At 70.6% G+C, this 23,605-nt stretch carries 24 protein-coding genes and 1 pseudogene; 9 read left to right on the top strand and 16 right to left on the bottom strand.

All coding sequences use genetic code 11. The features are described from left to right. The first annotated feature begins 23 nt into the window (after positions 1-23). The 3 genes from Q0R13_RS13725 (at position 24) to Q0R13_RS13715 (ending at position 3,008) form a co-directional block, all read left to right on the top strand. Positions 24-584, top strand: coding sequence for a carboxymuconolactone decarboxylase family protein (locus Q0R13_RS13725; protein ID WP_293904824.1), 561 nt, complete (start codon positions 24-26; stop codon positions 582-584). Between the two features lies 1 nt (position 585). Continuing rightward, positions 586-1,386, top strand: coding sequence for an SDR family NAD(P)-dependent oxidoreductase (locus Q0R13_RS13720; protein ID WP_293904822.1), 801 nt, complete (start codon positions 586-588; stop codon positions 1,384-1,386). 200 nt (positions 1,387-1,586) lie between these two features. Next, positions 1,587-3,008, top strand: a complete 1,422-nt coding sequence (locus Q0R13_RS13715) for a protein adenylyltransferase SelO (RefSeq protein WP_293904820.1) — start codon at positions 1,587-1,589, stop codon at positions 3,006-3,008. Here Q0R13_RS13715 and Q0R13_RS13710 read toward each other — a convergent pair. From Q0R13_RS13710 to Q0R13_RS13700, 3 genes are read right to left on the bottom strand one after another with little or no spacing between them, the layout of a single operon-like run. Further along, entirely contained in the window at positions 2,995-3,909 is a 915-nt protein-coding gene (locus tag Q0R13_RS13710) for an EamA family transporter (RefSeq protein WP_293904818.1), read from the bottom strand. The two genes, Q0R13_RS13715 and Q0R13_RS13710, sit on opposite strands and share 14 nt — an antisense overlap. After that, positions 3,902-4,729, bottom strand: coding sequence for a tRNA glutamyl-Q(34) synthetase GluQRS (gluQRS, locus tag Q0R13_RS13705; protein ID WP_293904816.1), 828 nt, complete (start codon positions 4,727-4,729; stop codon positions 3,902-3,904). The genes Q0R13_RS13710 and gluQRS overlap by 8 nt, the downstream gene beginning before the upstream one ends. A 9-nt stretch (positions 4,730-4,738) precedes the next feature. Next, complete coding sequence (locus Q0R13_RS13700; protein ID WP_293904814.1) at positions 4,739-5,368, bottom strand: TetR/AcrR family transcriptional regulator; 630 nt, start codon at positions 5,366-5,368, stop codon at positions 4,739-4,741. Positions 5,369-6,292: 924 nt separating this feature from the next. On the opposite strand from Q0R13_RS13700, the gene Q0R13_RS13695 reads away from it, so the two are divergent. Further along, positions 6,293-6,853 (top strand): HNH endonuclease, encoded by a 561-nt coding sequence (locus Q0R13_RS13695; RefSeq protein ID WP_293904812.1) that lies wholly within the window; start codon positions 6,293-6,295, stop codon positions 6,851-6,853. A 4-nt stretch (positions 6,854-6,857) separates the two neighbouring features. Here Q0R13_RS13695 and Q0R13_RS13690 read toward each other — a convergent pair whose 3' ends face one another. Together Q0R13_RS13690 and Q0R13_RS13685 are read right to left on the bottom strand one after the other, a co-directional pair. After that, positions 6,858-7,565 (bottom strand): isoprenylcysteine carboxylmethyltransferase family protein, encoded by a 708-nt coding sequence (locus Q0R13_RS13690; protein WP_293904810.1) that lies wholly within the window; start codon positions 7,563-7,565, stop codon positions 6,858-6,860. A 59-nt stretch (positions 7,566-7,624) separates the two neighbouring features. Further along, positions 7,625-8,221 carry a TetR family transcriptional regulator gene (locus Q0R13_RS13685; RefSeq protein WP_293904809.1) on the bottom strand — a complete coding sequence of 199 codons (597 nt, stop codon included), beginning with the start codon at positions 8,219-8,221 and terminating at the stop codon, positions 7,625-7,627. Between the two features lie 117 nt (positions 8,222-8,338). Here Q0R13_RS13685 and Q0R13_RS13680 point away from each other — a divergent pair, with 117 nt between their 5' ends. Both Q0R13_RS13680 and Q0R13_RS13675 read left to right on the top strand, forming a co-directional pair. Beyond that, complete coding sequence (locus Q0R13_RS13680; RefSeq protein ID WP_293904808.1) at positions 8,339-9,238, top strand: haloalkane dehalogenase; 900 nt, start codon at positions 8,339-8,341, stop codon at positions 9,236-9,238. A gap of 10 nt (positions 9,239-9,248) precedes the next feature. Further along, a pseudogene (locus tag Q0R13_RS13675) lies at positions 9,249-9,663 on the top strand (DUF1330 domain-containing protein). 84 nt (positions 9,664-9,747) lie between these two features. Here the strand turns inward: Q0R13_RS13675 and Q0R13_RS13670 are convergent. Beyond that, positions 9,748-11,208: a formylglycine-generating enzyme family protein gene (locus Q0R13_RS13670; protein ID WP_293904807.1), complete on the bottom strand. Its 1,461-nt coding sequence runs from the start codon at positions 11,206-11,208 to the stop codon at positions 9,748-9,750. Between the two features lie 2 nt (positions 11,209-11,210). Further along, positions 11,211-12,890: a sulfatase-like hydrolase/transferase gene (locus Q0R13_RS13665; protein ID WP_293904805.1), complete on the bottom strand. Its 1,680-nt coding sequence runs from the start codon at positions 12,888-12,890 to the stop codon at positions 11,211-11,213. 148 nt (positions 12,891-13,038) lie between these two features. Between Q0R13_RS13665 and Q0R13_RS13660 the strand changes: the two genes are divergently transcribed. Continuing rightward, positions 13,039-13,845 (top strand): transglutaminase family protein, encoded by an 807-nt coding sequence (locus Q0R13_RS13660; protein WP_293904803.1) that lies wholly within the window; start codon positions 13,039-13,041, stop codon positions 13,843-13,845. Here the strand turns inward: Q0R13_RS13660 and Q0R13_RS13655 are convergent. The 4 genes from Q0R13_RS13655 to Q0R13_RS13640 form a co-directional block, all read right to left on the bottom strand. After that, entirely contained in the window at positions 13,826-15,316 is a 1,491-nt protein-coding gene (locus tag Q0R13_RS13655) for an ATP-binding protein (protein ID WP_293904801.1), read from the bottom strand. The two genes, Q0R13_RS13660 and Q0R13_RS13655, sit on opposite strands and share 20 nt — an antisense overlap. Beyond that, positions 15,313-16,044 carry a response regulator gene (locus Q0R13_RS13650; RefSeq protein WP_293904799.1) on the bottom strand — a complete coding sequence of 244 codons (732 nt, stop codon included), beginning with the start codon at positions 16,042-16,044 and terminating at the stop codon, positions 15,313-15,315. Before Q0R13_RS13650 ends, Q0R13_RS13655 begins: the two co-directional genes overlap by 4 nt. A gap of 78 nt (positions 16,045-16,122) precedes the next feature. Continuing rightward, complete coding sequence (locus Q0R13_RS13645) at positions 16,123-16,728, bottom strand: Spy/CpxP family protein refolding chaperone (RefSeq protein ID WP_293904797.1); 606 nt, start codon at positions 16,726-16,728, stop codon at positions 16,123-16,125. A 378-nt stretch (positions 16,729-17,106) separates the two neighbouring features. Further along, positions 17,107-17,664, bottom strand: coding sequence for a hypothetical protein (locus Q0R13_RS13640; RefSeq protein WP_293904795.1), 558 nt, complete (start codon positions 17,662-17,664; stop codon positions 17,107-17,109). 457 nt (positions 17,665-18,121) lie between these two features. Between Q0R13_RS13640 and Q0R13_RS13635 the strand changes: the two genes are divergently transcribed. After that, positions 18,122-18,919: a PEPxxWA-CTERM sorting domain-containing protein gene (locus tag Q0R13_RS13635; RefSeq protein WP_293904793.1), complete on the top strand. Its 798-nt coding sequence runs from the start codon at positions 18,122-18,124 to the stop codon at positions 18,917-18,919. A gap of 83 nt (positions 18,920-19,002) precedes the next feature. Continuing rightward, on the top strand, positions 19,003-19,812 hold the full coding sequence (locus Q0R13_RS13630; protein ID WP_293904791.1) for a PEPxxWA-CTERM sorting domain-containing protein: 810 nt from the start codon (positions 19,003-19,005) through the stop codon (positions 19,810-19,812). Positions 19,813-20,310: 498 nt separating this feature from the next. On the opposite strand, the gene Q0R13_RS13625 is transcribed toward Q0R13_RS13630, so the two are convergent. The 5 genes from Q0R13_RS13625 to Q0R13_RS13605 all read right to left on the bottom strand — a co-directional run bounded on the left by Q0R13_RS13625 (position 20,311) and on the right by Q0R13_RS13605 (position 23,584). Then, complete coding sequence (locus Q0R13_RS13625; RefSeq protein ID WP_293904789.1) at positions 20,311-20,595, bottom strand: hypothetical protein; 285 nt, start codon at positions 20,593-20,595, stop codon at positions 20,311-20,313. Positions 20,596-20,727: 132 nt separating this feature from the next. Beyond that, positions 20,728-21,282, bottom strand: coding sequence for a demethoxyubiquinone hydroxylase family protein (locus Q0R13_RS13620; protein ID WP_293904787.1), 555 nt, complete (start codon positions 21,280-21,282; stop codon positions 20,728-20,730). 24 nt (positions 21,283-21,306) lie between these two features. After that, complete coding sequence (locus tag Q0R13_RS13615) at positions 21,307-21,819, bottom strand: disulfide bond formation protein B (protein ID WP_293904785.1); 513 nt, start codon at positions 21,817-21,819, stop codon at positions 21,307-21,309. Between the two features lie 55 nt (positions 21,820-21,874). Next, on the bottom strand, positions 21,875-22,435 hold the full coding sequence (locus tag Q0R13_RS13610) for a DedA family protein (RefSeq protein ID WP_293904783.1): 561 nt from the start codon (positions 22,433-22,435) through the stop codon (positions 21,875-21,877). A 78-nt stretch (positions 22,436-22,513) separates the two neighbouring features. Continuing rightward, a complete protein-coding gene (locus Q0R13_RS13605; RefSeq protein ID WP_293904781.1) occupies positions 22,514-23,584 on the bottom strand; it encodes a S53 family peptidase in 1,071 nt (356 codons plus the stop codon). Between the last annotated feature and the right edge of the window lie 21 nt (positions 23,585-23,605).

The following is a 23,605-nucleotide window of genomic DNA, read 5'->3' as shown; positions in this document are numbered from 1 at the left end:
ACCAGACCTTCGAGGAAACCCCCATGCGACTGACTAAACCGCGCATCGCGCCCCTCAGCGACGCCGAGATGGGCGACGAGCACCGCGAGGCGCTGAAGGAGTTCGGCCCCAACATCCTCAATATCTTCCGCACTCTGGTGCGGGCGCCCAAGGCTCTGACCCGGTTCAACGCCTGGGGTGGCTATGTGCTGAGCCGCCGCAACGATCTGCCGGCGCGCGAGCGGGAGATCGTGATCCTGCGGGTCGGGTTCCTCTGCAAGAGCGGCTACGAGTTCACCCAGCACACTCGCATCGGCCTGGCCTCGGGTCTGACCGTCGCCGAGATCGAGGCGATCAAGGCGGGCGCCGACGCCGGATGGAGCGCCGCCGACGCCGCGCTGATCCGGGCGGCCGACGAACTGCACGCCGACCAGTTCATCACCGACGACACCTGGCGCGCGCTGGCGGCGCACTTCACCGAGAAGCAGTGCATGGACGTGGTCTTCACCACCGGCCAGTACACCCAGGTCTCGATGATGCTGAATACCTTCGGGGTGCAGCTGGACGCCGGCCAGACGCTGGACCCCGCGCTGAAGGGCTTCTGACGTGACGGGGCGGCTCGCGGGCAAGACCGCGGTCATCGTCGGCGCCGGCCAGACGCCGGGTGAGACCCTGGGCAACGGCCGGGCCATGGCGATCCTGTTCGCCCGCGAGGGCGCGAAGGTACTGTGCGTCGACCGGATCGCCGAGCGCGCCGACGAGACCGCGGCGATGATCGTGATGGAGGGCGGCCAGGCCAGCGCGATGCAGGCCGACGTCGTCCGCGCCGCCGAGGTGGCCGAGATCGTCGCTCAGGCCACAGCCCGGCTGGGCCGCCTCGACATCCTGGTCAACAACGTCGGCATCGGCGGCGGTGATGGGCCGGCCCACCGCGTCGAGGAGGCGGCATTCGACCGCATCCTGTCGGTGAACCTGAAGGGCATGTGGCTGGTGACCAAGGCGGCCCTGGGCGTGATGCGCGCGCAGAAGTCCGGGTCGATCGTCAACATCTCGTCGCTGGCGGCGCGGGCCGGCGGCATCCAGGTGGCCTATGAGATCTCCAAGGCCGGCGTGAACCGGCTGACGGCGAACGTGGCGATCTCCCAGGCGCGCTACGGCATCCGCTGCAATGCCGTGCAGCCCGGGCTGATGGACACGCCGATGGCTGTGGCCGGCATCGCCGGGGCCAGCGGCCGCACTGAGGACGAGGTCCGCGCCGAACGCGACGCCCGCGTGCCCCTGAACGGCAAGATGGGCACCGCCTGGGACACTGCGCACGCGGCCCTGTTCCTGGCCTCGGACGACGCGAAGTTCATCACCGGCGCGATCCTGCCGGTGGACGGCGGCATGGGGGTGCGCGTGGGCTGAGGGGGCGCTGACGCCGCACGGAGGTTGGAACGCCATCCCGCATGTCCGCGTTACCTGCTCCCGAAGGCAATCGGCCTCGGAGAGCGGTCATGAACAGCATCATCTATATCGTCGGCCTGGTAGTCGTCGTCGGCGCCATCCTGGGCTTCCTGGGTCTGCGCTAGTTGCAGAAAGGGTCATCCGGCGGCTAGCTGCCGCCGATGCCCGTCTCCTTCGCCTACCGACCCGACCCGCAAGTTCCGGCCCTGGGGCCGGAGTTTTTCGATCCCGTGGCGGCGGCGGACTTTCCGCAGACGATCCTGCGCTTCCGCAACGATCGTGCGGCCGCGACGGTCGGCCTGGACACGTTGACAGACGCGGAGTGGATCGCCCACTTCGGCCGCTTCCAGCCGCTGCCCGGCAACATCGATCCGCCGCTGGCACAGCGCTATCACGGCCACCAGTTCCGCTCGTATAACCCCGAGCTCGGCGATGGCCGGGGCTTCACCTTCGCCCAGCTTCGCGAGTCCGGGACCGGCCGCCTGTTGGAACTCGGCACGAAGGGCTCAGGCCAGACGCCGTGGTCGCGGGCCGGCGACGGGCGGCTGACGCTCAAGGGCGGGGTGCGCGAGGTCCTGGCCACGGCTTTGCTGGAAGCCCTGGGCGTGCCCACGTCGCGCTCATTCTCGCTGATCGAGACCGGCGAGGCTCTGGAGCGCGGCGACGAGCCCAGCCCGACGCGCGCCGCCGTCCTGGTCCGCCTCTCACACAGCCACATCCGCTTCGGCAGCTTCCAGCGCCACGCCTTCTTCGCGCGGGCCGACCGCGTGACCGCGCTGGTGGACCATGTGGTGGCCAACTACTGTCCGGAGTTGGCGGGCGCCAACGACCGCCCCGCCGCCCTGCTGGCCACCGTCGTCGAGCGCGCCGCTCACCTCACCGCCCGCTGGATGACCGCCGGGTTCGTGCACGGGGTGCTCAACACCGACAACATGAACATCACCGGCGAGAGCTTCGACTACGGCCCCTTCCGCTTCCTGCCGCACTCCGACCCCAACTTCACCGCCGCCTATTTCGACCACCAGGGGCTCTACAGCTTCGGCCGCCAGCCGGAGGCGGTATTCTGGAACCTGCAGCAACTGGCGGGCTGCCTCAGCCTGGTCACGGCGAGCGATCCGCTGGTCGACGCGCTGAACGGCTTCGGCCCCAGCTATCGGCGCGAGCTGATGGCGGCGATGCTGATGCGACTGGGCGTCGGCTCGGCCGGCGACGAGGCCGACGGGGCGCTGGTGCAGGCGGCGTTCCGCGCCCTGGCCGAGGGCGGTGCGCGGCTGCGCTGGGAGCCGTTCTTCTTCGACTGGTTCTGCGGCGGCGAGGACCGCGCGATGGCCGGGCCGCGGGCGGTGCTTTACGCCGAAGAGCCGTTCGCGGAATTCCGCGTTCGGCTGGCGGCGCATGACGCCGTGCGGCCGGAGCGGCTGGCGCATGCCTATTTCGCCGGGGCCGAGCCGGAGGAACTGCTCTACGACCAGATCGAGGCGCTGTGGACGCCCATCGCCGAGGCCGACGACTGGAGCGCGTTCAACGCCAAGCTGGAGCGGATCGAGGTGGCGCGGCAGGCTTGGGCGCTCAGCCCGGCTTAGGCCGCGACGCCCACTGCGCCAGCACCACCCCGCCCAGGGTGACCGCCGCGCCCAGGGCCTGCAGCGGGCCGATCGGCTCGCCGAACAGCCGCCAGCCCAGGATCGCCGCCACGATCGGCTGGATCAGCACCACCACCGAGGCCGTCGAGGTCGGCAGGCGGCCCATGGCCCAGGCGATGGAGCCCTGGCCGGTGACGTGCATCAGGCCCAGGCCCGCGACGGCGCACCAGCCCAGCGTACTGGTCGGCAGGATCGGCTCACGCAGCAAAAGCGCGGCGACCATCATCAGCGGCGCGCCGACCAGGCTGACCCAGAACATCAGCCGGCTGGCGCTCTCGGTCTTGCGGCCTTGCGCCATGCACAGGAAATAGAGCGCGTACCAGAGCGCGGTGAGGGCCGAGAAAGCGTCGCCCAGCGGCTGGTTCACCAGGTGGCCGCCGCCGCCCTTCTCGATGGCCATCAGCCAGGCCCCGCCGAGCGCGGCCGCCACCGAGACCAGGAACAGCGCCGCCGGCCGCTGCTTCAGGAAGATCCAGGCGAAGGCGGTCACCACCACAGGGGTCAGGTTGGACAGCACCGTGGCGTTGGTCACCGAGGTGTAGTGGATGCCGTAATGCCAGAACCCCAGGTCGAGCGCGAAGAACACCCCGGCCCATAGCGCCATCTTCGGCGGCCGCCCGATCGCGCCGGCGGTCCGCTGGGTGATCAGCGCCAGCAGCGGGAGCGCGAAGGTCAGCCGCCAGAAGCCCGCCGCCGCCGGGCCCGCCTCGGTCAGCCGCACCAGGATCGGCGACAGGCCGATGATGCAGGCGCCCAGCAGCAGCACGCCCAGCGCCCGCCAGTCGGTCCGCCCCCCCGCCCCCGGGTCCGCCGCCGCCGGGTCCGCCACCGCCTCAGCCAAAGCCCAGTTCCTTCCGCAGCTCCGCGGCGCTCATACCCCGTTCGCGCAGATCGCGCAGCGTCTGCGCCCCATCGCGCTTGGCCAGGCGCCGGCCGTCAGGGCCCAGGACCAGCGGATGGTGCCGGTAGACGGGGGTCGGCAGGTCCAGCAACGCCTGCAACAGCCGCTGCACATGGGTGGCCTCGAACAGGTCGACGCCGCGGACCACGTGGTTCACGCCCTGCCGGGCGTCATCGACCGCCACGGCCAGGTGATAGGCGACGCCGATGTCCTTGCGCGCCAGCACCAAGTCGCCGCCCAGTTCGGGTCGCGCCGCGATCTCGCCCTGGCCCTGCTCGACGAAGCTGAGGCCGCCGAACCCGCCCAGCCGTCGTGCCGCCGCCTCCAACGACAGCCGCCAGGCGAACGGCTTGCCGGCCGCCAGCCGCCGTGCCGCCTCGTCGGCCGGCAGCGGTCCGCCGCGGAACACCTCCATGGCCCCGTGCGGCGCCGAGGCGATGGCCTCGGCGGTCTCCTTGCGGGTGCGGAAGCAGCGGTAGAGCAGGCCATCGGCCTCCAGCCGCGCCAGGGCCGCCTCGTAGTCGCCCAGGTGCTCCGACTGCCGGCGTACCGGCGTCTCCCAGTCCACGCCCAGCCAGGCCAGGTCCTCATAGATCGCCGCCTCGTAGTGCGGCCGACAGCGGGTGGCGTCGATGTCCTCGATGCGCAGCAGGAACCGCCCGCCGGCCGCGCGCGCGGCCTCGAACGCGGTCAGCGCCGAGGCGGCGTGGCCCTTGTGCAGGTAACCGGTAGGCGAGGGCGCGAAGCGGGTGGTGAACACCCGCCGGGATTAGCAGCCGTGGTGCGGCTTGGGGAACAGGCCCATGTGGCTCAGCACCGCCTCCAGGAACGGCCGCTCGCCGCCGAGCTCCGCCTTCAGGTGGTCGAACTGCTTGAAGCCGGCCATCTCGGCCAGGCCGTGGGCGCCGCACCAGGCCGCGGCGCTGGCCAGTTCCAGGTGCTGTTCCTCGGTCGGGTCGGCGCCGTGCTCGACCATGGTGTCGCGTACCATGCAGTAGGCGCTGGCCTTGTTGTCCTGCATCTCGGCCGGCAGGGCTTCCTTGTCGCGGGCGGCGTCATACATCACCCGGTAGAGGGCCGGGTTGTCGCGCGCGAAGCAGACGTAGGCGACGCCCAGCGCGGTCAGCTGCTGCATACCGGCGGCCGAGGTCTTGGCCTCCGCCATCTGCGAGCCGAGGATCTCCCAGCCCTCCTTGGCCACGGCGTCGAGCAGCTCGGCCTTGTCCTTGAAGTGGTGGTAGGGCGCCGCCGGGCTGACGCCGGCCTCGCGGGCCACGGCGCGCAGCGACAGCGCGCTGGGCCCCTCCGCTTCGAGCAGGCGGCGGGCGGCATCCACGAGGGCGCGTCTCAAGTCGCCATGGTGGTACGGGCGGGATTCGGCGCTTTTAGCTTCGCTCATGACATTACCATAAATTCATATCTAAGCGCTGTACAGATATCTTGACGGTCCAGCTTCGCGTTCCCATCTGAGCATCGTTAAAATAAGAAACGCCCTCACTCCCCTGAGGGTTCAAACTCAAAGGTGTGTGTCATGACTCTCGCAAACTTCGAACGCGGCCTCGACCGTATCGCCCCGGCATTCCTGCTGTTCCTCGGCCTCACTGCGGCCGTCGCCAGCGCGGGCCTGGGCATCTAGGTCTCCCCACCTAAGGTCGACCCGAGGAGGGGCCCCATCGCGGGCCCCTTTTTCGTCACTCCTCCCCCAGCGCGTACCGCGATGCGGGGGAGGTGGCGCGAAGCGCCGGAGGGGGTCTTCCACGACGGCGCCGCCGAAGGTCTCTCGGCATCTCCGAGGCGCCCGGCCGAACCTTCTGAGCGGACCCCCTCACGCGCTTCGCGGGAGCTCCCCCAATGGGGAGCAGCTACGCCCATGCAAAAACGCATATCCAAGAGGCGAAAAAAGCTATCTAGACACCGCTTAGATATCTGCTATCTAAACATTGTCCAGATGGACCTGGGGCCCGGATTGGCCGGACCCCGAACCTTAGAATGGAGAAACGCCATGTCGTTCTCGATCAACCGGATCCTCGACGTCGTCGTGTCCTTCGCTCTGGTGGGCCTGGCCCTGACCGTCGCGGGCGCCACCGCCGTAATCGGCGCCTGATCCATGCCGCGCAACTAGACCTCGCCCGCCGAAGATTCGGGCGAGGTCGCCCGCGCACCTTCCAGGGCCCTTGACGTCGTAGAGTTGTCTCCGAATCGGGCCTATGGTTTCTCCACGTCCTGTCGATTTCCGCCGCTGAGGGTCGCGTCTTCAGTCCCATCCAGACCGCCATATTCGCGTCCGCGCACACCGTAGCCCGGACCGTTGGGGAGCCCTGCCATGCAGGTGCTTAAGGCCGCCCCGTCCGGCTGCCCCTGCCTCGTGCTCAATGCCGACTTCCGGCCGCTCAGCTATTATCCGCTCTCGCTGTGGCCCTGGCAGGACGTGATCAAGGCCGTCTTCCTCGACCGCGTCGACGTGGTCTCTACCTACGATCAGGTGGTCCACTCGCCCTCCTTCGAGATGAAGCTGCCCAGCGTCGTCTCGCTGAAGAACTACGTCACCCAGGACCGGCCGCCGGCCTTCACCCGGTTCAACCTGTTCCTGCGCGACGGTTTCACCTGCCAGTACTGCACGCGGGGCGACGACCTGACCTTCGACCACGTGATTCCGCGCTCGCGGGGCGGGCGCACGACCTGGGAGAACATCGTCACCGCGTGTGCGCGCTGCAACTTGGCCAAGGGCGGGCGCACCCCGCACGAGGCGCACATGCACCCGCGCCACCGGCCCCGCCGGCCCTCGGCCTATGAGCTGCAGGACCGCGGCCGCAAATTCCCGCCGCACCACCTGCACGAAAGCTGGCTCGACTACCTCTACTGGGACATCGAGCTGGAGGCCTGAGCGCTCAGAACACGAACGGGATCAGGCGGCCTCGCACGCGCCGCGCATAGTCGGCGTAGGCGGGCAGGTTGGCGCGGAGATAGCCCTCTTCGATCACAATCCGCGCCAGCGTGAACAGCAGCAACCCGACGACGCCGACCAGGGCCGCCGTGCTGCCAAGCCACAGCGCCAGGCCGGCATAGAACAGCAGGTTCCCGGCGTAGAGCGGATGGCGCACCAGTCCATAGAGGCCGGTGTCGACGACCATCTGGCCGTCCGCCGACTGGTCGTGGATGGTCGGGGCGGCGAATTTGTTCTGGGCGACCGCGACCTGGGTGATGAGCAGCCCCGCAACGCAGGCCAGGCCGCCCGCCAGGCTGGCAGCCGTGCTGGGCGAGGGCAGGAGGCGTAGGCTGAACACGTCGAGGGGGATGAAGGCCGTCCAGGCGACCAGGTAGACCAGGAACGCCACAAGTCCCACGGCGTCGATCAACGGCTGGCGCTGAGGCTTGCTCGCGACCGGCCCCTGCTGGCGCATCGCGAAGTTGGCTGGTCGGAAGACCGCGAGCGCCGCCGAGCCCGCGCCGGACGCGATGGCGATGGCCGCCACGGCGATCCAGGCGCGCAGCCAGACCCAGGTTCCACCCGCCGTGAGGCCCGCTGGGACCAGCAACAAAGCCGCGACCGCCATCACCACGGCGAGCGCTGCGAACAGACCCTTGAGAACGGCCATTTGTGCCTCCCGAGCGTGAAATCAACGCCTTGGGCGGTCGAGTGGCAAGTCCTCGCGCCTCAGCCGATCAGCCGGCGCACCGCGGCTTCGACCACCTCTTGGGCGTGGGCCACCGGCAGGTCCTGTTCGCGTCGCAGTCGCGACCAGGCCTCGAAGCTCATCAGCAGGTCCAGCGCCTCCAGCCGGGCCGGGTCGGCCATGATCGCCGGGGGCAGCTCGGCCACCAGCAGCTGGCGCAGCTCGGTCACCAGCCGGGTGTAGTCCGAGCCCAGGAACTTCGAGCGGTGGCGGAACACGTCGGCGGCCCGCTTGTAGGGGGCGATCTGCTCGAAGGCCTGGGCGCGGCGGCCGACCAGCTCCAGGACCCGGTCCGCCCAGGCCTGCGCGCGCACCGGCTGGTCGAGGATGGCGCGCACCTGCGCCCCCACCACCTGGGCGATCTCGCGGTAGAGGCTATCCATGTCCTGGAAGTGGCGGAAGACGGTGCGCAGGCCGACGTCGGCGCGGTCGGCCACCTGTTCGGCGCTGGGCGCGACATTACCGTCATGGATGATCGCCATCATCGCCGCCACGATCCGGGCGCGGTTGTCCTGGCCACGACGGCGGCGGCCATCGACGGGTTCGGGCGCGGGCGCCTCGTCGGCGGAACGACTCATCGCCCCATCTCGCCCGCGCCGGCCCGCGGTGTCGAGGCGGTTGGCGACGCACCGGCTTGACGCGGCAATATAGTGACACTCATAATGCCACTATATGACGGATGCCAGGAGAGCGGAATGCAGCTGCTGAGGACGCCGGACGCGCGGTTCGAGGGCCTGGCCGACTGGCCGTTCGCCCCGCACTATCTGGACCTGACCGACGCGGACGGCAGCCGGCCGCGGCTGCACTACGTCGACGAGGGGCCACGCGACGGGGTCCCGGTGCTGCTGATGCACGGCGAGCCGTCCTGGGCCTATCTCTACCGCCATATCATCCCGGGCCTGGTCGCCCGGGGCCACCGGGCGATCGCCCCCGACCTGATCGGCTTCGGCCGCTCCGACAAGCCGGCGGCGCGGACCGACTACACCTATGAGCGGCACGTGGCCTGGATGAGCCAGTGGCTGACGGCGATGGACCTGACCGGCGTGGTGCTGTTCTGCCAGGACTGGGGCGGGCTGATCGGCCTGCGCCTGGTCGCCGCCTTCCCGGAGCGGTTCGCCGGCGTGGTGGTGGCCAACACCGGCCTGCCGGCCGGTACGAACCTGTCGGAGGGGTTCGCCGCCTGGCTGGCGTTCAGCCAGAACACGCCGATGCTGCCGGTCGGCTGGATCGTCAACGGCGGGTCGGCGCGCAACCTCTCCGACGCCGAGGTCGCCGCCTATGACGCCCCGTTCCCCGACGAGACGTTCAAGGAAGGCGCGCGGCAGTTCCCGACCCTGGTGCCGATCACGCCGGCACATGCCTCGGTGGCCGACAACCTGGCCGCCTGGACGGTGCTGGAGCGGTTCGACAAGCCGATGGTGACCGCGTTCAGCGACAGCGACGCGGTGACCCGCGGCGGCGAGGCAGTGTTCCAGGCCCGCGTGCCCGGCGCCCAGGGCCAGCCGCACGTGACCCTGCGCGGCGGGCACTTCCTGCAGGAAGACAGCCCCGCCGAGATCGTCGAGGTCATCGACACCCTGATCCCGCGGCTCTGAAGAGATGGTGATGAAGGTCGAGAACGCGGTCATGCCCGCCATGCAGCAGGCGATGGACTTCTTCGGCGGCGCCGAGGACGGCCCGTTCGTGATGGTCAACCTGCTGAGTTCAAGCCAAAGGCCGAGTATGAGGACGGCTCGGACGGCGGCCTCAGTGGGCGGACGCCTATGCCCGTTACGGCGTTGAGGTGGCCAAGCTTGTCGGGGCGCTGGGGGGCCGGATCCGCTATTCCGGCGCGGTCAGCGGCCTGCTGCTTGGAGATGTCGAGGAACTCTGGGACGCCGTCGCCCTGGCGGAATACCCGTCCCTGGCGGCTTTCCGCGCCATGGCCCTCTCGCCGGAGATGCACGCCATCGAGCACCATCGGAAGGCCGGCCTCGCGGGCCAGCTGAATATCCGGACGAAACCGGGGGCGGGGTTCTAGAGCCAGATAAAAAGGCTCTAACTCTTTGAATTAGAGCGCGTCGGGCGGCGAAACCGGGATCCACTTTCGCCTGACGCGCTCTAGTCAGGCCGGTGGGCGCAACACGGTACGGAAGCCAATGTGGTTCTCGCCGGTGTCGGTGGGGCCGGGCTCGCGGGCGGCAGGGCGGTAGCGGTAGCAGTAGTTGGGCGAGCACAGGAACGAGCCGCCCTTGATCACGTGCTTGCGCTGGCCGGGGTCGCCGGGATCGAAGGCCAGGGTTTGCGGCGGCCCGCCGGGGTTGTCGGCGGCGTCGGGCCGAAGGTTCGGCCGATACCAGTCCCGGGTCCACTCCCAGACATTGCCGGCCATGTCGTAGAGGCCATAGCCGTTGGCCGGAAAGCACCCGACCGGCGCGGCGCGGGCCTTGTAGCCGTCGCCGCCGGAGTCCACGGCGGGGAAGATTCCCTGCCAGACATTGGCCTGCGGGTGTTTCTCGTCCAGCGGCTGGTCGCCCCAGACGAAACGGGTGGCGGTGCGCTTGCCGCCCTGGGCGGCGTATTCCCACTCGGCCTCGGTGGGCAGGTCGCGGCCCAGCCAGCGGGCGTAGGCCATGGCGTCGTCCCAGCCCACCTGCACCACCGGCCAGGCTTCGCGCCCGGCGATCGAGCTGTCCGGCCCCTCGGGGTGGCGCCAGTCCGCCCCCTGGACCACCCGCCACCAGGCGCCGGGGTCGGAGCCGGCCGGTTGGGCCGCGCCCACGAAGACGATGGCCGAGGGCTTCAGCTGGCCGCCGGAGAGCCCGGGATAAGCCCTGGAATCCAGCGGCCGCTCGGCCAGCGTCTTATAGCCAGTGGCGGCGACGAAGGCGGCGAACTGGGCGTTGGTCACCTCCGTGCGGTCGATCCAGAAGGCGGCGACCCGCGTCATCCGCGGCGGCCCTTCCTCACGGTGCAGCGGCTTCGCGCCCATCTGGAAGTCGCCGTCGCGGATCAGCACCATGCCGGCCGTCGAGGGCGCCGCCTCGGCCGCCGGCATGTCCGCCAGGCAATGGCCGGCGGTCTCCTTCGAGACGTTGTGAGCGCCACATCCCGACAGTGCCAGACAGGCCGCGCCGAGAAGGGCGATGCGGCTCACGTCCGCCGTGTCCGGAGCGCCAGGACCAGGCCCCAGCGCCAGGACCACGGCTACTGGAGTGGCGTAGTGCTCGGGCGGGTGATGGCCGCTCGCCGGCGGCCGCAGCGCCCAGCCCTGCAGCGTCATCAGCCCCCGCTCGACGATCACCAGGACCAGGAACAGCGGCGTCAGCGGCCGGTAGCGCAGCGCGACCGCCAGCATGCCCAGGCCCAACGCCAGCTGGGTTGCGCCCTCCCAGGCGAACACCCCCACCACCAGGTCGCGGCGCTCGCCCAGGTCCAGCCCGGCGATCACGCCCGCCCCGCCGTCCGGCAGGAAGGAATGGATCAGGCCGGGAACCAGGGTCATCACCGCCGCCAGCCCCAGGAATGCCGCCGAAGACGGCGCGCCGCGATAGTCGGCGTTGGTCGATGGCGGCAGGAAGGCCACGCCTAGTTGTCCCACAGCACGTATTCGTCGCCGGGCTTCTGCTTCATCCCGCCAGGATGGTCGACGAACACCGGACCCTGCAACAGCGATGGCCAGATCGGCTTCGCGTCGGCGGCGTCCTGGGCCTTCAGCAGGGCCAGCATCGCGCGGACGCGCGCCGGTTCGGCCCTGGAAAGCTCGGCGCGCTCGGTGGGGTCGGCGGCCAGGTTGTAGAGCCATACCTTGTTCTGCGCCTCGCTGGACTGCAGCTTCCAGTCGCCGTCCAGCACCACCTTGTACTGGCCCGAGCGCCAGAACAGCGTCTGGTGAGGCCGCCCGGTCGCCTGGCCCGACAGGTAGGGCAGCAGGTCGACGCCGTCGATCGCCCGGTCGGTCGGGACGCTGGCGTGCGCCGCCGCCGCGGCGGTGGCGAAGATGTCCACGTGGCCGACCGGGTAGGAGAAGCGCGACCCCGGCCGGATCACGCCCGGCCAGCGCATGAAGAACGGCGCGTGGATGCCGCCCTCGAAGAAGGTCGACTTGAACCCGCGGTAGGGCTTGTTGATGTCCGGCAGGCCGATGTATCCGGCGCCGCCATTGTCGCTGGTGAAGATCACCAGGGTATTCTTGTCGAGGCCCTCGTCCTTCAGCGCCTGCAGGATGCGGCCGACATTGCGGTCCAGGTTGCGCGCCATGGCCCCATAGACCCTCAGCCGGTGATCCTTGATCTGTGGCAGGGCGTCGTAGTCTTCCTTCTTGGCCTGCAGCGGCGTGTGGATCGCGTTGGGCGCGAAGTACATGAAGAAGGGGCGATTGCGGTTGGCGTGGATCGACTTCACCGCCTCGTCGGCGAGGTAGTCGGTCATGTAGCCCTTGGGCGCGAACATGGGCGAGCCGTTGTACTGGACCTGATAGGGCAGGTTCGGCCACAGGAAGCGGTCGATGGCGTCCCAGGACTGCTTGGAATTCTCCACGCCCTTGTCGTGCTCGGGCAGGTACATCGAGGCTCCGGCGATGAAGCCCAGGCTCTCGTTGAAGCCCTGGTCCTCCGGCCGCGACCCCTTCTTGCCGCCCAGGTGCCATTTGCCGAAGTGCAGGGTGTGATAGCCGCGGGTCTTCAGCACCTCGGCGATGGTGATCTCGCCGGTCGGCACGCTCAGCAGGTTCACGGCTTCGGCGGAGGCCGCGGTGCTGCCCTCGGGCATCTGGTTCAGCCGATCCTTGAAGAACTTCGGCTCGCGGATCGCGCCGGGCTCGGCTTCGGTGCCGACCATCCGCTCGAAGGCGACCGGGGCCGGGGTGAACTCGAAGCCGAAGCGGGTGGCGTAGCGGCCGGTCATGATCGCCGCGCGGGAGGGCGCGCAGGTGGCGTTGCCGGCATAGCCGTTGGCGAAGTTCACGCCCTCGTGGCCGATGGAATCGATGTTCGGCGTCGGGACCGCCCCGTTCGCCACGCCGCCGCCGTTGAAGGTGATGTCGTTGAAGCCGAGGTCGTCGGCCAGGATGAACACCACATTGGGCGGCCGCTGGCCCTGCGGTGGCGTCGCCGGGCCCTGCGCCCAGGTCACCGGATGGTTGGGCTCCACATGCGGCAGCCGAGCGTGGGCCACCATGGCCAGGATCGTCGCGCGGTTCAGGACCGCGGCGCCCAGCGCCATGGCCAGCACCAGCACCGCGGCGACCAGCCAGGTCCAAAGCTTCATGCGGGTTCCTCCCTCGATCCACCGCGCGCGGTTCTGTCCGGGCGTCGGCGGGCTCCCGGGCCCTGGATATATAGTGGCATTTATAGTGTCAATATATTGAGGCGCAACCTGTTTGGGGCCGGTGCGTTCGTCCGGCCCCGGAGGGTTCATGCGATTTTCTGTCGAGGCGCGGCTGGTCTATCTGTTCGAGGCGCCGTGCGAGGTTCTGCTGTTGCTGGAAGCCGCCCGCACGCCCGGCCAGAGCGTGCGGCATGAGCGGCTGACCGCGCCGCTGGCCTGCGACCTGGCGCGGTTCGAGGACCCGGTCACCTGCGAGCGGCACACGATCCTCGACGCTCAGGGCGACGTGGAGATCGGCTACGTTGCCGAGGTGGAGACCGTGCGCCAGGATCACGACTTCACCGCCCGCCCGGCGGGCCGGATCCGCGACCTGCCGGCCGAAGTCCTCCCGTACCTGCGGCCCAGCCGCTATTGCCCATCGGACCGCCTGGAGCGGCTGGTGCGGCGTCGGTTCGGCGGCCTGCAGGGCGGCGCCAAGGCCGCCGCGATCCTCGACTGGGTGCGGGGTCATCTGACCTACGAGGCCGGGGTCAGCGATGGCGCCAGCACGGCGCTGGACACCCTCGTCGGGGCGGCCGGGGTCTGCCGCGACTACGCGCACCTGGCGATCTCGCTCCTGCGCGCGGCGGAGATTCCGGCGCGCGCCGTCAGCGCCTATGCCTGGCGCCTGGAGCCGCCGGACCTGCACGCGGTGGTCGAACTGTTCCTGGATGGGCGCTGGTGGCTGGCGGACCCCACCGGCCTGGCGCCTCTGGACGGACTGATCCGTATCGCCTCCGGCCGCGACGCAGCCGACATCGCCTTCATGACCATCTTCGGCAAGGCGGAACTGCTGGACCAGAGCTTCGCGGTCACGCGCCTCGAGGCGATGGCCGTCACGCCGCCGGCAGGGTGACCCGCGCGCGGAGCCCCCTCGCGCCCGGGATCAGCTGCACATCGCCGCCATGCGCGCGCGCCGTAGACCGGGCGATCGGCAGGCCCAGGCCGATGCCGCCGGCGTCGACGTTGCGCGAGGGGTCGGCGCGATAGAACGGCTGGAAGACCTTCTCCAGGTCCTCCGCGCCCAGGCCCTCGCCGGCGTCGGCGATCTCGACCACCGCCAGATCGCCCTCGCGGCGCACCCGGATGCGGGCCTCGCCGCCGTACTTCTGGGCGTTGTCGACCAGGTTGACGAACATCCGCTGCAGGGCCACCGGGTCGCCCTCGACGGTGACCGGCGTCGACTCCAGGATCTCCACGTCGCCGCCGACCAAGGCCGCGTCGTCGGCGACGCACTCCACCAGCGACAGCAGGTCCAGCCGCTCGCGGGTGCGCGGCGTGCTCTCGTTGCGGATGAAGGTCAGCACGCCGGCGATCATCTGCTCCATCTGGTCGACGTCGCCCAGCACCGAGCCGCGCAGCCCGGCGGGGGCGGCCTCCATTTTGAAGCGGATGCGGGCCAGCGGCGTGCGCAGGTCGTGCGAGATGGCGCCGACCATCGCCGTGCGGTCGTCGATATAGGCCTTCACCCGGGCCTGCATGTTGTTGAAGGCCTCGGCCGCCATGCCGATCTCGGCCGGGCCGGAGAGAGCGACCGGCGGGGCGTGCGGGTCGCGGCCCAGGCGCTCGGCGGCCTCGGCGAAGCGCTTGAGTGGCGCGGTGATCCGGCGCGCGAACAGGAAGCCGGCGGGCGCGACCACCCCGAAGCCGGCCAGCACCAGCAGCAGCATGCGCCGCTGCCAGTCGGTGGGGAACGGCTCGGGGCTGGCGCGCACCACTACCCAGCGCCCGTCCGTCTGATGTAGCGCGGCGCTGAAGTCGCCGAACACCGGCGCCTCGCGCATCATCAGGAGGCGCAGGCCCGGCGGCAGGCCGTGGCCGTCCGACGGCGGCCCGAATCCCTGGCCCGGCCCGAAACCGCCGCCCGGTCCGAAGTGCTCATGGAACGCGCCCCGGAAGCCGTCCGGCCGCGATCCGGGCGGGCCATCGCGGCCCCGCCGGTGCTCCAGCAGGACCCGCGCCGTGACCGGCTCGCGCAGGAAGCGGTCGAGGGCCGTGGGCCGGTGCTCGGCCAGCCTCACCTGCTCGCGCGGCCGGCCCAGGGCGGCGGCCAGCGCGTCGACCGGCGGCGAGGGCCAGCGGGCATGCTCGAACGACGCGGGCAGGACGGCGAGCGTGGTCCGCAGCATCGGCCGCCCGTCGCGCGACGTCAGCGCCCCGCCGTTCAGCGCCGCGGCGATCTCGCTCATTCGGTAGATCGGCGGGCGCGGCGGCGGGAACAGGCCCACCACCACGAACAGCACCAGGTGCATGGCCACTAGGCAGGCCAGCAGCAGCGCCACCAGCTGCACCCCGATGCTGGCGCGGGGCAGCGCCGGCAGCGTCATGGACGGCTGACCGCCACGTCGAACATGTAGCCGGCCCCGCGGATGGTGCGGATGATCTCGCCGTCGGAACAGGCGTGCAGCTTGCGGCGCAGGCGGCTGATCTGCACGTCGACGGCGCGGTCGAAGACGTCGGCGTCCTGGCCGCGGGCGATGTCCAGAAGCTGGTCGCGCGACAGGATCCGCTGCGGGTGGTCCAGGAACGCCGACAGCAGCGAGAACTCGCCGGAGGTCAGCAGGATGGTGGTGCCGTTCGGCGCCCGGAGCTGGCGGCGCAGCGCGTCGACCACGAAGCCCTGGAACTGATAGGCCTTGCCCTTGCGGGGCGCGCCGCCGCGCACCTCCTCCAGCCGCCGGAACACCGCGCGCACCCGGGCCAGCAGCTCACGCGGGCTGCACGGCTTGGCCAGGTAGTCGTCGGCGCCCAGCTCCAGGCCCAGCACCCGGTCGATCTCCTCGCCCATGGCGCTGACCATGATGATCGCCGGCCCGCTGTCGGCGGAGAGGCGGCGGCAGATCGAAAGCCCGTCCTCGCCCGGCAGCATCAGGTCCAGCACCACCAGGTCGATGGGCGCCGAGCTCAGCACCTCGTCCATCTCGCGCGCGTCGGCGGCGGCGTGGACCTGATAGCCATGCTCGACGAGATAGGCGGCGACCTGCTCGCGCAGTTGGGTGTCGTCGTCCACCACCAGGATGTGGCGGGCGCGAAGCACCGAGGGCTGGGGCGTCATGTCGGAACCTCTCGCCGCGGAGTGTGGCGCCGTCATAGCGACTTCGCCACATTCGCGCGCAGGGGCCAGCGGGGGCGCCTAGTCGGGGTCATGGCCCGGGGGTCCGCCGATCGTGCGGTGCATCTCGATCCGGCGCATGCCGCCATGCTCCCCCATCGGGCCACCCATGCCCATGTGGCCGCCGTGGCCCGGCCCCTGCAGCCGCATCAGGGCGTCGAACACCTTCTGCTGGTCGGGGCTGAGGGCGGCGTAGAACCTGGTCAGGGCCTGGCGCATCTTGTCGTGCTCGGCGGCCATGGCGGCCTCGTGCCTGGCCATGTCGTCGAGGCGCTCGGGCGTGGTCATGGGCTTTGACGGGCCGTCGTGCATCGCGCTGTCATGCATGGCGCCGTCATGCATTGGGTCGTGACCTTCATGCATCATCATCGGCCCGCCGTCGGGGTGGTGGGCGGCGACGAAGGCCTGCAGGGCGGCCTCCTGGTCGGGGCGCAGCCGCAGGACCGTCTTCAGGTCCTCCAGATGCTGCTTCATCATCGCCTCGTGCATCGCCGCCATCTCGGGCGGCGGGCCCCCATGCATCATCGTCGGGGCGCCGCCGGGCGGATGGCCCGGGGCCTGGGCGGAGGCGACGGTCGCCAGGGCCAGCGCGGCAGGCGCAAGCGCCAGAAGCAGGCGTCGGTTCATGCGGATGGTCTCCAGTTGTCTCAATCTCGGGCGTTTATCGCACGCCGGCCCAGGCCGGGGATGACCGCGATCAAGGCGATGTTGAAATATTGGAGCAAAGGCGGCCGGCCCCCGCCCTTTCTCCCCACGGGTGTCATCCCGGTTTCGCCGCAGGCGAAGACCGGGACCCACGACCGGTCTCGGCGGCAGGACGACAGCGAAACGCCGAGCCTGATCGTGGGCCCCGGTCTTTGGCTGCGCCAAAACCGGGATGACACCGTTGGGAGGATCTGTGTGAATCCTGTCGCCATCGAAGGCCAACGCCCGCCCGGACGAGCTGAGCTGGCGTCGATAGCCCGGTCACGGCGACACCATGGCCCCGTCAGGCCACAGCTGTGGTCAGTGCGGCTCGGCAATATCCGCCGGTCGGCCGTCGAAGGCGCGCCGGTCGCCGTCGCTCGGCCGGCAACGATCCGGCCGGTCCAGGTCGACGTCGCGCGCCTCGCGGCATGGGCGCGCCGCCGACCCGCCCAGCGCCAGGCTGACGCCCAGGTTCTGGATGTCGCCGCCGCGCGCGCCGAACCGCCCATAGCCCCCATAACCGTACCCGCCATAGCCGTAGCCGCCGCGCCCCTGCTCGACAGCGATGCTGAGCGTGCCGGTCTTGCCCACCGGCAGGTCGGTGCGCGCATAGACGTCGCGATATCCATGGCTGCCCGCCGACACCGAGATCTCGCCGTGCACCTGGCGCGGGGCGCTCGAGGAGGTGACGCCGACCGGCTCGGACTCGGTCGGCAGCTTCGCCACCGGCGAGTCGCGCAGGAAGGCGTCGATCTGGTCGGCCACCGTGCGCGAAGGCGGGGCCGTGACGGTCGGCGGCTCATCCGCCGCGAACGCCGGCGCGGCGCAGGCGAGGAGGCCGGCGAGGATCGGGACGAGGACGAGCGGGCGGGCCATGGCGGGTCTCCTTGGCCAGAGTACGGGCCTCGATTGCGGCGGTCCTGTTGCGAACCGCCTGAACTGTGGCCGTCGGCGCGGCGCAACTAAGGCCGGTTGATACGCATTGGTCATCGCGGCGCCCTACCAGGGACGCATCGGCTCTCCATATATGCAGGGCTGCAGCGCGGCGACATTCCCTCCCCCCGTCGCCGACTGCGCCCCGGCCGCCGTCTCCCCCACGGCGCACGGAACGCGGCTCCCCTGAAACCCCACCCAGGGGAGCCGCTATTCGCCTTCCGGATGAGCGTTGGGCTCAGAGGCGGGCGGTATTCCCCGTTCAGGCGAGCGTCATTGCGGCCAGTTCCTAACAGGCGTTAATAATATCGCTTGAGCCAGAGGTGGCGGCGATCGCAGGCGACGGGGTGTCGGTCTGGGGTTCGCGGGGTCGGCCGGGCGGTTTTGGGGGAGTTCCAACGTGTTTCATTCCGACGAGGCCGTTGTGCGCCGCAGTCCGATGCTCGGCGCACTGAAGGCCGCCATTCCCGCCGCGGCGCTGGCGCTCAGCCTCGCGGCGGCCTCGGCCAGCCACGCCACCGACTACTTCCTGCAGTCGGCGACCATGGACACCAGCCATACGGCGCACATCTACGGCCCCGGCTATCCGGTCCCGGTGTACAGCGACGAATACGTCTTTCTGGGTCCGCTGGTGTTCACGACCAACCTGGGGACCGCGGCCGGGACGCCGACCTTCAACCTGCTCGCCTTCTGCGTGGACATCTTCCACAACATCACGCTTGGCCCGTTGAACCTGAAGTACAACGACCTCCTGCCGCTGAATTCCAATTCGCAGGTGCCGGCGTCGCCGATCTCGGCCGCGCAGACCATGCAGGTCGCGCGCCTCGTGAACTACGGCGAACTCGTCTACGACAGCGCCGACGTCAACAAGAGCGCGAAGCTGGCGGGCCTGCAGGGCGCGATCTGGCAGGTGATCAACCCGACCTACACCGTCGTCGCGTTCGACGCCCCGGTCGACAGCCTGATCGCCGACTACACCAGTGCCTCCTACAACAGCTTCCTGACCGGCCACGGCTCGGTCGGCTCGGGCATCTCGTTCATCTCCGAGACCGGCAAGTACGGGACGCTCAGCGCGCACCAGGGCTTCACCTTCGCGGTGCCCGAGCCCTCGACCTGGGTGCTGATGATCGGCGGCTTCGGGTTCGCCGGCGCCATGCTCCGCCGCGACCGCCGCCGGACGGTCCGCGTCCGGGCCTGACCCGGCCGCGGGGCTGAGAGCCTCCTGAGACCTGGCACGAGAACTGCTCTCTGACAGACGCAAGTCCAGTCAGGAGCCGTTCAGTGTCCCATTTCAATGCAGTCTTTGGCGCTCGCGCCGCCTTCCTGCCCGCGGCGGCCTTCGCCTGCGGTCTCGCGCTCGCCAGCCCGGGCCATGCGACGCAGTACTTCCTGCAGTCGGACAGCATGGACACCTCGCGGACCGCGCACATCAACGGTCCCGGCGGCGCCAGCGAATACGTCTATATCGGCCCCATCACGTTCAAGACCTATCAGGGCACGGGCGCCACGCCGGCGACCGGCGCGCTCAGCGGGCCGTCCGACCTGCTCGCCTTCTGCGTGGACATCTTCCACAACATCACCCTGGGCGGCCTCGACCTGAAGTACGACGATGTCCACGACCTGACCACTAACTCCAACTACCAGACCGGCAATCCGTTCGTGGGCGGCTCGCCGCTCAGCAAGGCCCAGGTGGTCCAGGTCGGCCGGCTGGTGAACTACGGGGCCCTGCTCTACGCCAGCGCCCCGCATACCGCCGACACCGTCGACCGGCTGGCCGGCCTGCAAGGCGCCATCTGGCAGGTGATCAACCCGACCTATTCGGTGGTCAGCGGCAATGGCGCGCTCGACAGCTATATCGCCGCCTTCTCCGGCGCCAACTACCTGGCCGGCCTCTCGGGCTACGGCGCGGTCCACTCCGGCCTGACCTTCATCAGCGAGACCGGCAAATACGGCGCCAACGCCGCCCACCAGAGCTTCGCCTTCGGCGCGGTGCCGGAACCGGCGACCTGGACCCTGCTGATCGGCGGCTTCGGCTTCACCGGCGTCATGCTCCGCCGCTCGCGCCAGCGCCTGGTGAAGGTGCGCTTCTAGCGGCTGTGAGGGAGCTGGAGACCACGCTCGCCTGCTTGCCGGGGCTACAGGATTCACACAGCCATCCGCGCTGGACCGTTACCCATCAATCCGCTGGACAAGGCGAAGGCTGACGGACGAAGGGTGGTGCTCCGATCGCCCGGCCGATGCGCCGACCCGGGGCCGAGATCACATGATCGCCCGGCGAAGCAGGATCGAGGGCTGCCAAACGCCACCCTCTGACCCTCCCAACGGTGTCATCCCGGTTTTGGCGCAGCCAAAGACCGGGACCCACCCTCAAGCTCGGCAGTTCGCGGCCGTCCTGTCGCCGCGACCGGTCGTGGGTTCCGGTCTTCGCTGCGGCGAAACCGGGGTGACACCCGTAGAGGAATAGGCGGAGAGCGCCCCATTCCGCTCGGCCCGGGAACACGGGCATCTGCCTTGGCGGCAGATTGCGGCCTTGCTCAGGGATCGACCCTTCCCCGTGCCGAGATCGATCCGACCAAGGCAGCGAAGCCTCTAACGAAACACGTGGATGCCGCCGGCCCCGGCGCCCGGAGCCTCGGCCAGCCCGCGGATCTCCAGGCTGGCGCGCCGCGCGCCGCAGACGCAGCGCAGCCGCGTCTCCAGGTCGTGCAGCACCTGGCGGCCAAGGCCCTGGGCGATCCAGGGCCGGGGATCCACCGCCGCCTCGCGTCCGCAGGCGCAGCGCGCCCAGAGGCTGGACCGCGCCGCCGTCGCCCAGCCCAGCCGCGCCTCGCCGTAAGACCAGTTCCGGGCCAGGTATCTTCCGCCGTCTGCCATGGTGCGACTCCCTGCCAGAACAAAATCAGAACTTTTGGGACATGGCCACTCCATAGCCGATGTTTTTTGAGTCGCATCAACCCGACGGCCCGAGTTTCCGGTGGACGCCTTCCGGCGCCCGGTGGAAGGCGGCTAGATCTTCTCGCTGATCCGGATCGCCGCGCGGCAGCTGGTGCGGATCACCGCGGCCAGCAGGGCGTAGCCGGGGGCCTCGTGGGCGCCCTCGCCCACCGCGTGGTCGCGGTGCGCCAGTTCCTCGTCGCGGAAGGTCGAGAGTTCGGCGGCCAGCTCCGGGTCGCGCTCGGCCAGCTCGGCGATCTGCTCCGCATAGTGGGCCTCGATCACCGTCTCCACCACCTCGGTGCAGGCATGGGCGGCCTTCTCGCCCATCAGGGCGGTCCCCGCGCCCAGCGCGAAGCCGGCCAGCCGCCAGACCGGCGCCATGACCGTGGGCCGCACCCGCCGCTCGGTCAGCAGATGGTCGAAGCGGGCCAGGTGCACGGCCTCCTGGGCTTGCATCTCGGCGAACTGGCGCGCGACAGGGGCGTCGCCCAGCACCGCCTGCTGCCCGCGATAGATCTGCACGGCGGCCAGTTCGCCGGCGTGATCGACGCGCAGGATCTCGGCCATCCGGGCGGCCTGGGCGCCGCGGCCGGGCCGGGGCGGGATCGGCTTCTGGGTGCTCATCGTGCTCGCCTCATGGACCCGGGCTCATCGCTTGCCGTGCTCGCGGATCGCGGCCAGCCCGCTCAGGGCCGCCAGGACCAGCGAGATCGCGGCGTTGTAGCCGGCCATCGAGATCCCCAGCATCCGCCAGGCGGCGTCCTCGCAGGACGGCGGCTTGAACTTCGCCCCGCCAATGAACGCCTGCATGTCGGCCAGGCTGACGGCGCGGGTCCCGGAGCACGACTGCGGCCCCGGCCAGAATTTCCACTCCGCCCCGGCGTGATAGACCGCGATCGCGCAGCTCAGCGCGAACGCCAGGGCCAGCACCCAGCAGGTCGCCGCCCGCCAGCGCGGCCCGCCGGGCGTCCGCACCAGGATCATGAACGCCAGCCCCAGGGCCAGGATCGCCCAATAGACCTCGCGCTGGCGCAGGCAGAGCATGCAGGGCGCATAGCCGCCGAAGGTCTCGAAGGCGTGGGCGGTGGCCAGCATGGCGGCGGCGACCAGCACCGCGCAGAGCCGCCAGCGGTCGAGGAAGGGGCGCAGGATCTGCTGCATTCGCACCTCTATAGCGTGGCCGCGCGGCGGGTGCGACGTTTTGGGCGGCGAACCGTCAAAGCGCGAACTTGAGCGCCATGACCAGGCCGACCAGCGCCACGGCCCCGGCGCTGGCCATCAGTGCCAGCCGCTTCTCCACGAAGGCGCGGATCGGCTCGCCGTAGATTTTCAGCAGCACCGCCTCCAGCGAGAAGCGCAGGCCGCGCACCAGGATCGACATCCCGATGAACAGCCGGAAGTCCAGCTTGGCCAGGCCCGAGGCGATGGCGGTGATCTTGTAGGGGATCGGGATGGCGATCAGCAGCGCGCCCCACCGGCCGTACCAAGCCTGGAACGATTCGAAGCTGCCGCCGGTCAGCGACAGCAGCCACACCCCCACCGGCTGCAGGAAGAAGCCGATCGAGTAGCCGACACAGCCGCCCAGGATCGAACAGACCGTGCAGATCGCCGCATAGCGCAGCGCCCGCGCCCGGTCGCCCAGCACGATCGGCATCAACAGCACGTCGGGCGGGATCGGGAAGAACACCCCCTCGCAGAACGCCAGGGCGCCGAGGGCCAGGGGGGCGCGGGGCGAGGCGGCCAGGCCCATGACCCAGTCGTAGGTTTTACGCAGCATGTCGATCCAGGCGGGAGGCGTGTCTGTCCAGCTAGCAAGGGTTGGGCGGCTTGTCTCGTTCCCTCGTCGCCGTCCGCGTCAGTCGGCGGCGATCAGCGCCGCCAGCAGGGCCGCGCCGATGGGGACGCCCAGCCCGGTGCAGGCGTTCCAGCCGGCGTTGGCGTCATAGCCGACCTCCAGCACGCGATTGTCGCCCTGGACGATGCCGCGCAGCAGGTCCGGCCGGGCGTACAGCAGCCGGTGCGGCGCGCCGATCGGCCGGGCGCGCCGGGCGTTGGCCAGCGCCAGGATGGCGGCCCACAGCGGCGCGGCGGCGCTGGTGCCGCCGCTGACCCGGTCCTGGCCGCCGACCCGGATGCGCCAGCCGGGCGACGGCCCGGCCAGGGCGGCGACGTCGGGCACGCCGCGTCCGGGGCCGGCGCCGGCCACCGCGGAAGCAGGCAGGGCGAGCCCCCGCTGATAGTCCGGCGGCGGGAACTTGCCGCTGATCCCGCCGCCTGTGCCGCGCCGCTGCATCGGCTCGTTCCAGACCTGCTCGCCGGTGAGCTGGCCGGCGGCGTCGAACACCAGGTCGGTGCCGCCGCAGGCCAGCACCTGCGGGCTGGCGGCGGGATAGAACACGTGGGCCTGTCCGGCGAACCCGGCCGAGGCCAGGAAGTCGCCGGAGGCCACGACCACCGAGATGTCCTGCCGCGCGGCCTGCGCCAGCGCCGCCTCGGTCGCCGCGATGGCCGCGTCCGGCCAGGTGTCCTCCGAACTGCCCCAGCAGACCACCAGCACACGGGGCCGCGCCACCGCATCGGCCACGGCGGCGGCGATCGCCGGGCCGATGTCGGCGATCGCCTGGGCGGCGAAATAGACCGCCAGGACGGCCCCCGGGGCCGCGGCGGCCAGCACCTGCAGGTCGAGGGCGAGCTCCTCGTCGGCGCGGGGATCCTGCCCGGGGCTGTTGACGCCGCGGCGGACCAGGACGCGCGGCGCGGACCCGCCGCCCGCCGCGGCGGCCGCCTCCAGGTCGGCCGGGTCGAAGCCGCCGCCCGCGGCGATCACGCCGACGCACTGGCCCGTGGCGTCGCGGTCCGCCGGCAGGCCGTAGTGGGCGGCCACCCGGGCCGGCCACCAGCCCAGGTCGTCCGGCGCCTCGCTCACGACGGGGCGGGTCTTGCGGCG

The sequence above is a fragment of the Phenylobacterium sp. genome (genome assembly GCF_025351295.1).
GTDB lineage: Bacteria > Pseudomonadota > Alphaproteobacteria > Caulobacterales > Caulobacteraceae > Phenylobacterium.
The sequence above is the reverse complement of the archived record's forward strand: the minus strand, read 5'-3'. Positions and strand labels throughout refer to the sequence as shown.